The sequence below is a fragment of the Sphingomonas bacterium genome, assembly GCF_903644135.1.
GTDB lineage: Bacteria > Pseudomonadota > Alphaproteobacteria > Sphingomonadales > Sphingomonadaceae > Sphingomonas.
This window is the reverse complement of record NZ_CAHJXA010000196.1, coordinates 1-5,311: the sequence shown is the minus strand read 5'-3', so window position 1 is coordinate 5,311 and position 5,311 is coordinate 1. Positions and strand designations below refer to the sequence as shown.

Sequence of the window (5,311 nt, the reverse complement as noted above, 5' to 3'; positions counted from 1 at the left end):
CGCCGCCGCCGAGGAGCGCCTGGACGCGGTCGCCGCCCGCCTGGCGAGCGCGCCGCTGCCGCCGCCGGTGCGTGCTGATCTAGCCGAGCCCGGCTATACCCCTGCCATGCCGGCGGCGGCATACCAGGCGATGGTGGCGCGTGCGCAGGACTATATCGCCGCGGGCGACATCTTCCAGGTGGTGCTGGCGCAGCGGTTCAGCGCGCCCTTCGCGCTGCCGCCGTTCGAGCTGTACCGCTCGCTGCGGCGGATCAACCCGTCGCCGTTCCTCTACCATCTCGACTTGCCGGGCTTTGCGTTGATCGGCTCGTCGCCCGAGATCCTGGTCAGGGTCCGCGATGGCGAGGTGACGATCCGGCCGATCGCCGGCACGCGGCCGCGCGGGCGCACGGCGGCGGAGGACGAGGCGAACCGTGCCGACCTGCTCGCCGACGCCAAGGAACGCGCGGAGCATCTGATGCTGCTCGATCTCGGCCGCAACGATGTCGGCCGGGTGGCGTCGCCCGGCAGCGTCAAGGTGACCGCCAGCTATGGCGTCGAATTCTACAGCCACGTCATGCATCTGGTCTCGAACGTCGTCGGCGCGCTGGCTGCGGGCAAGGACGCGCTGGATGCGCTGTTCGCCGGCTTTCCGGCCGGCACCGTCAGCGGCGCGCCGAAGGTGCGCGCCTGCCAGATCATCGCCGAGCTGGAGCCCGAACGGCGCGGCGTCTATGCCGGCGGGGTTGGTTATTTCTCCCCGGACGGCGCGATGGACTCGTGCATCGTGCTCCGAACCGCGGTGGTGAAGGACGGCGTCATCCACGCCCAGGCCGGTGCCGGCATCGTCGCCGACAGCGTGCCCGCGCTCGAACAGCGCGAATGCGAGGCCAAGGCGGGCGCGATCCTGGCCGCCGCGCGCGAGGCGGTCGGCCGGGCGGCGACACCCGGCTTCGGCCAGTAGATCAGCCGGCTAGATCAGGGAATCGACGAGGCGGCACGGCGCTCGGCGGTCTTCTCCGCCACCCAGGCCTTGTTCGCCTGCAGCGCGCAGCCGGTCTGACCGCCGCTGCCGATCGGCGAGCAGGTGTCGGGCAGGCCGCCGGCGACGCGGCCGATCTCGTCGGCGGTCTCGGTCCGCGCCGCCCAGCTCTGGTTCTGCGCCGGGATCGGCTTGTCGTCGCGCAGCGCCTTGGGGATCCGGTAAGGCTGGTCGAGCGTGCCGCACACGATTACCTCGCCGGCCCCGGCCGGTGGGCACTTCTCACCCGGCCGCAGCTGGATGTTGCGCACCCGCTGCGGCGGCTGGCCGGCCTGGGACTCGCTCTGGCTCTGGGCCTGCGCGATGGTGGGAAGCGCGAGCAGCGCAAGGATAAGGGTGGGGCGAAGCATCGACGACCTCCTGATGACGCAGCGACAACGTGCGCAACCGCACATGGCTCCGCCATGAACGCTGCACGTTGCGCGCTGCCGCGCTTCGACTATGGCGGCGGCCATGATCCCGCCGACCATCCTCGTCATCGACAACTACGACAGCTTCACCTGGAACCTGGTGCATTACCTGCAGGAACTGGGCGTGCGCGTCGAGGTGGTGCGCAACGACACGATCTCGGTCGGGCAGGCGCTGTCGTCGGGCGCGCAGGGCTTCCTGATCTCGCCGGGGCCCTGCACCCCCAACGAGGCGGGGATCAGCCTCGACCTTGTCGCCGCCTGCGCCGAGGCGGAGCGGCCGCTGCTCGGCGTCTGCCTGGGGCATCAGGCGATCGGCCAGCATTTCGGCGGCAGGGTGGAGCGCGGCGGGCTGATGCACGGCAAGACCTCGCCGGTGCTGCACGACGGCACCGGCCTGTTCGAGGCGCTGCCCTCGCCGTTCACCGCCACCCGCTATCACTCGCTGATCGTCAACGATGTGCCCGATACGCTGCTGGTCAATGCGCGCGCCGAGGACGGCACGGTGATGGGCTTCCGCCATGCGAGCCTGCCGATCCACGGCGTCCAGTTCCATCCGGAGAGCATCGCCACCGAGCATGGCCACGCGATGCTCGCCAACTTCCTGCGGCTCGCCGGGATCGCGGTGGCCGAGCCGGCGTGACCACCCTCGCCCTCCTGCCCGACCCCTCGACGCCGCTGTCGCGCGAGACGGCGGCGCTGGCGTTTGCCGACATCCTCGACGGTCATGCCGATGAGGAGGCGATCGCCGCCTTCCTGCTCGGCCTGAGCGAGCGCGGCGAGACCAGCATCGAGATCGCGGAGGCGGCGCGGGCGCTGCGGGCACGGATGATCGCGATCGACGCGCCAGCGGGAACGGTCGACGTCTGTGGCACCGGCGGCGACGGCCACCACACCCTCAACGTCTCGACCGCGGTGGCGCTGGTGGTGGCGGCGTGCGGCGTGCCGGTCGCCAAGCACGGCAATCGCGCCGCCTCGTCCAAGGCCGGCGCGGCCGACACGCTGGAGGTGCTGGGCCTCGACATGGCGGTGGCGGGCGCGACGGCGGCGGACAGTTTGCGCGAGATCGGCATCTGCTTCCTGTTCGCCGCCAACCACCATCCGGCGATGGCGCGGATCACCCCGATCCGGCGGCGGATCGCGCGGCGGACGATCTTCAACCTCATGGGGCCGCTCGCCAATCCGGCCGGCGTCACCCGCCAGCTGATCGGCATTGCCCGGCCCGACTATGCCGCTACCTATGCCGCCGCGCTGGAGCAGCTCGGCACCGAGGCGGCGCTGGTGGTGGCGGGGGCGGAGGGGCTCGACGAGCTCTCCTGCGCCGGTCCGAGCGTCGCGGTGGCGGTAGGCGCGCTATCGCTCCCGGAGACGATCTCGCCCGCCGATGCGGGGCTGAACTCGCATCCGCTGAGCGCGATCCGTGGCGGCGATCCGGCGCATAATGCGGCGGCGTTGAGGCGGCTGCTGGCGGGCGAGGCGAGCGCCTATCGCGACGCGGTGCTGCTCAACGCCGCCGCGGCGCTGGCAGTGGCCGGGGTCACCGGTGACCTCCGCAGTGGCGCGGCGCTGGCCGGCGAGGCGATCGACACCGGCCGCGCCGCCGCGTTGCTCGACCGCTGGATCGCGTACCGATGAGCAACCGCCTGGCCGATATCCTGGCGACCACCCGCGCCGAGGTGGCGCGGCGCAAGGCCGGCCCGCTTCCAGAGACTGCACCCAGCGCGCCGCGCAGGTTCCACGCTGCGTTGAGCAACAAGGCCGCCGCGGGCAGCTTCGCGCTGATCGCCGAGATCAAGAAGGCGAGCCCTTCCAAGGGCCTGATCCGCGCCGACTTCGACCCTGCCGCGCACGCCCGCGCCTATGCCGATGGCGGCGCGGCCTGCCTGTCGGTGCTGACCGACGAGCCGTATTTCCAAGGTCATCTCGATTACCTCGTTGCCGCGCGCGCCGCCGTCAACCTGCCCGTCCTACGCAAGGACTTCATGGTCGATCCCTGGCAGGTCGGGGAAGCGCGCGCTTACGGAGCCGACGCGATCCTGCTCATCGTCGCGGCGCTCGACGACGGGCTGATGGGCGAGATCGAAGCGGCGGCGCTCGACTTGGGCATGGACGTGCTGGTCGAGGTCCATGACGCGCACGAACTCGACCGCGCGTTGCGCCTGAAATCGACCTTGATCGGCGTCAACAACCGCGACCTCCGCACCTTCGTCACCGACCCGAGCCGCGCCTGGGCGATCGCCGCACGCATCCCCGCCGGCTACACGGTCGTGTCGGAGAGCGGTATCGCCAGCCATGCCGACCTGACCGCGGCAGCCGCGCATGGCGTGCGCAGCTTCCTCGTCGGCGAGTCGCTGATGCGCCAGTCGGACCTTGCTGCGGCAACGCGGGCGTTGCTGGATGGCTGACCTCACCCATCTCGACGCCGACGGCGCGGCCCGCATGGTCGATGTCGGCGGCAAGGCCGTGACCGTGCGCGAGGCAGTCGCCACCGGCCGCATCACCATGAGCGCCGCTGCGGCGCAGGCGATCGCCGCGGGGGCGGTGAAGAAGGGCGACGTGCTGGCAGTCGCGCGCATCGCCGGCATCATGGCCGCCAAGCGCACCGCCGAGCTGATCCCGCTCTGCCATCCCCTGCCGCTGACCCGCGTGGCGATCGACCTCGTTCCCGATGCGAGCGGCGTCACCGTCACCGCGACCGCCGCGACCGAGGGCCGCACCGGCGTCGAGATGGAGGCGCTGACCGCCGCGTCGGTCGCGCTGCTGACAATCTACGACATGGCCAAGGCGATCGACAAGGCGATGGTGATCGACGGCGTGCGACTGGTGAGCAAGAGGGGCGGCAAGTCAGGGGATTGGTCGCGCGACCCTGCATCGACGTAGGTAATCAACAGTGTGACACCCGCCCGGAAGTGACAGCAGCGCCAGCAAGCGAACGACCAACCTTCAGGCCGGCAGATCGATCGCCTGCTTTTCCGCTATCGAGTAGAGGTCGATCGACCGGCCGACGATGCCTAGCGCCGCCGCCTCCTGCAGCACCGCCTGAAACTCCGCACTGGCACCGTGCGCGTCCAAGGCGGCTTGATCCCGCCAGCCCTCGATCAGCCGAAAGGTCGCGCGGTCGGCGGCATCCTGGGCAACATCGAGGAAAACGCAGCCATCGCGCGCTTTCGCCACGGCCGCCATGCGCAAAGCCAGCGACCGGAACGCTTCGACATCTTCGGGCACCAGACGATAGGTGGTATAGCCCAGCAGGGCAGGCGTCTGTGTCATGGCGAACTCCGTGGCTTCTGAACGATCGTTGATCCGTCGCGTCGCGCTCAGGACGGATCGTAGATCGCCAGATGGCCGCGTTCCGGCCCAAGAGTAGAACGGACCTGAAGGTAAGTATGGAAAATACCGACGACGGCAACGAAGCCGAATGCGGATTGGAAGTCGCGCTCATGGTGATGGGGGGCAAGTGGAAGGCATTGATCCTGTACCATCTCCGCTCGGGTCCCAGGCGGTTTAGCGATCTCAAACGGCTGGTCACCGGCATCAGCGAGAAAGTGCTTGTTCAGCAACTGCGTGAGTTGGCGGTGTCCGACATGCTGGTGCGCCACGACTATCATCAGGTTCCGCCCAAGGTCGATTACACGATGACGCCCTTTGGCCTAACACTGGTCGAGACACTGCGGCCTCTGTGCGAATGGGGCGTGGAGCATCGCGCACGCATCACCCCACATCAGCGGCCACCAGCCTGACGGCGGCGTTGACTGCCACCCTCGCTCGCCTCACCAATCGCCAATGGCCCTCCTCCCCATCACCGAAGCCCAGTCGCGCCTGTTCGCGGCCGCCCCTCCGGTCGCCGCCGAGACCGTGCCGGTCGCCGCCGCCGCCGGCCGCT

At 70.0% G+C, this 5,311-nt stretch carries 8 protein-coding genes; 6 read left to right on the top strand and 2 right to left on the bottom strand.

Going from position 1 to position 5,311, the window contains the following annotated elements:
• A partial coding sequence (locus tag HUU96_RS10700; protein ID WP_174292791.1) for an anthranilate synthase component I family protein occupies positions 1-943 on the top strand: 943 nt, incomplete at its 5' end.
• 14 nt (positions 944-957) lie between these two features.
• On the opposite strand, the gene HUU96_RS10695 is transcribed toward HUU96_RS10700, so the two are convergent.
• Positions 958-1,371, bottom strand: a complete 414-nt coding sequence (locus HUU96_RS10695) for a hypothetical protein (protein WP_174292790.1) — start codon at positions 1,369-1,371, stop codon at positions 958-960.
• 103 nt (positions 1,372-1,474) lie between these two features.
• Here HUU96_RS10695 and HUU96_RS10690 point away from each other — a divergent pair, with 103 nt between their 5' ends.
• From HUU96_RS10690 to moaC, 4 genes are read left to right on the top strand one after another with little or no spacing between them, the layout of a single operon-like run.
• A complete protein-coding gene (locus tag HUU96_RS10690; RefSeq protein WP_174292789.1) occupies positions 1,475-2,071 on the top strand; it encodes an anthranilate synthase component II in 597 nt (198 codons plus the stop codon).
• The gene (gene trpD, locus HUU96_RS10685) at positions 2,068-3,063 is read left to right on the top strand and encodes an anthranilate phosphoribosyltransferase (protein WP_174292788.1); all 996 of its coding nucleotides are present in this window, start codon (positions 2,068-2,070) and stop codon (positions 3,061-3,063) included. Before HUU96_RS10690 ends, trpD begins: the two co-directional genes overlap by 4 nt.
• Entirely contained in the window at positions 3,060-3,833 is a 774-nt protein-coding gene (trpC, locus tag HUU96_RS10680; RefSeq protein WP_174292787.1) for an indole-3-glycerol phosphate synthase TrpC, read from the top strand. The genes trpD and trpC overlap by 4 nt, the downstream gene beginning before the upstream one ends.
• Positions 3,826-4,308 (top strand): cyclic pyranopterin monophosphate synthase MoaC, encoded by a 483-nt coding sequence (gene moaC / locus HUU96_RS10675; protein WP_174292786.1) that lies wholly within the window; start codon positions 3,826-3,828, stop codon positions 4,306-4,308. The genes trpC and moaC overlap by 8 nt, the downstream gene beginning before the upstream one ends.
• A 63-nt stretch (positions 4,309-4,371) precedes the next feature.
• Here moaC and HUU96_RS10670 read toward each other — a convergent pair whose 3' ends face one another.
• A complete protein-coding gene (locus tag HUU96_RS10670; RefSeq protein WP_174292785.1) occupies positions 4,372-4,698 on the bottom strand; it encodes a putative quinol monooxygenase in 327 nt (108 codons plus the stop codon).
• 116 nt (positions 4,699-4,814) lie between these two features.
• Here HUU96_RS10670 and HUU96_RS10665 point away from each other — a divergent pair, with 116 nt between their 5' ends.
• On the top strand, positions 4,815-5,168 hold the full coding sequence (locus HUU96_RS10665) for a winged helix-turn-helix transcriptional regulator (protein WP_174292784.1): 354 nt from the start codon (positions 4,815-4,817) through the stop codon (positions 5,166-5,168).
• The last annotated feature ends 143 nt before the right edge of the window (positions 5,169-5,311 follow it).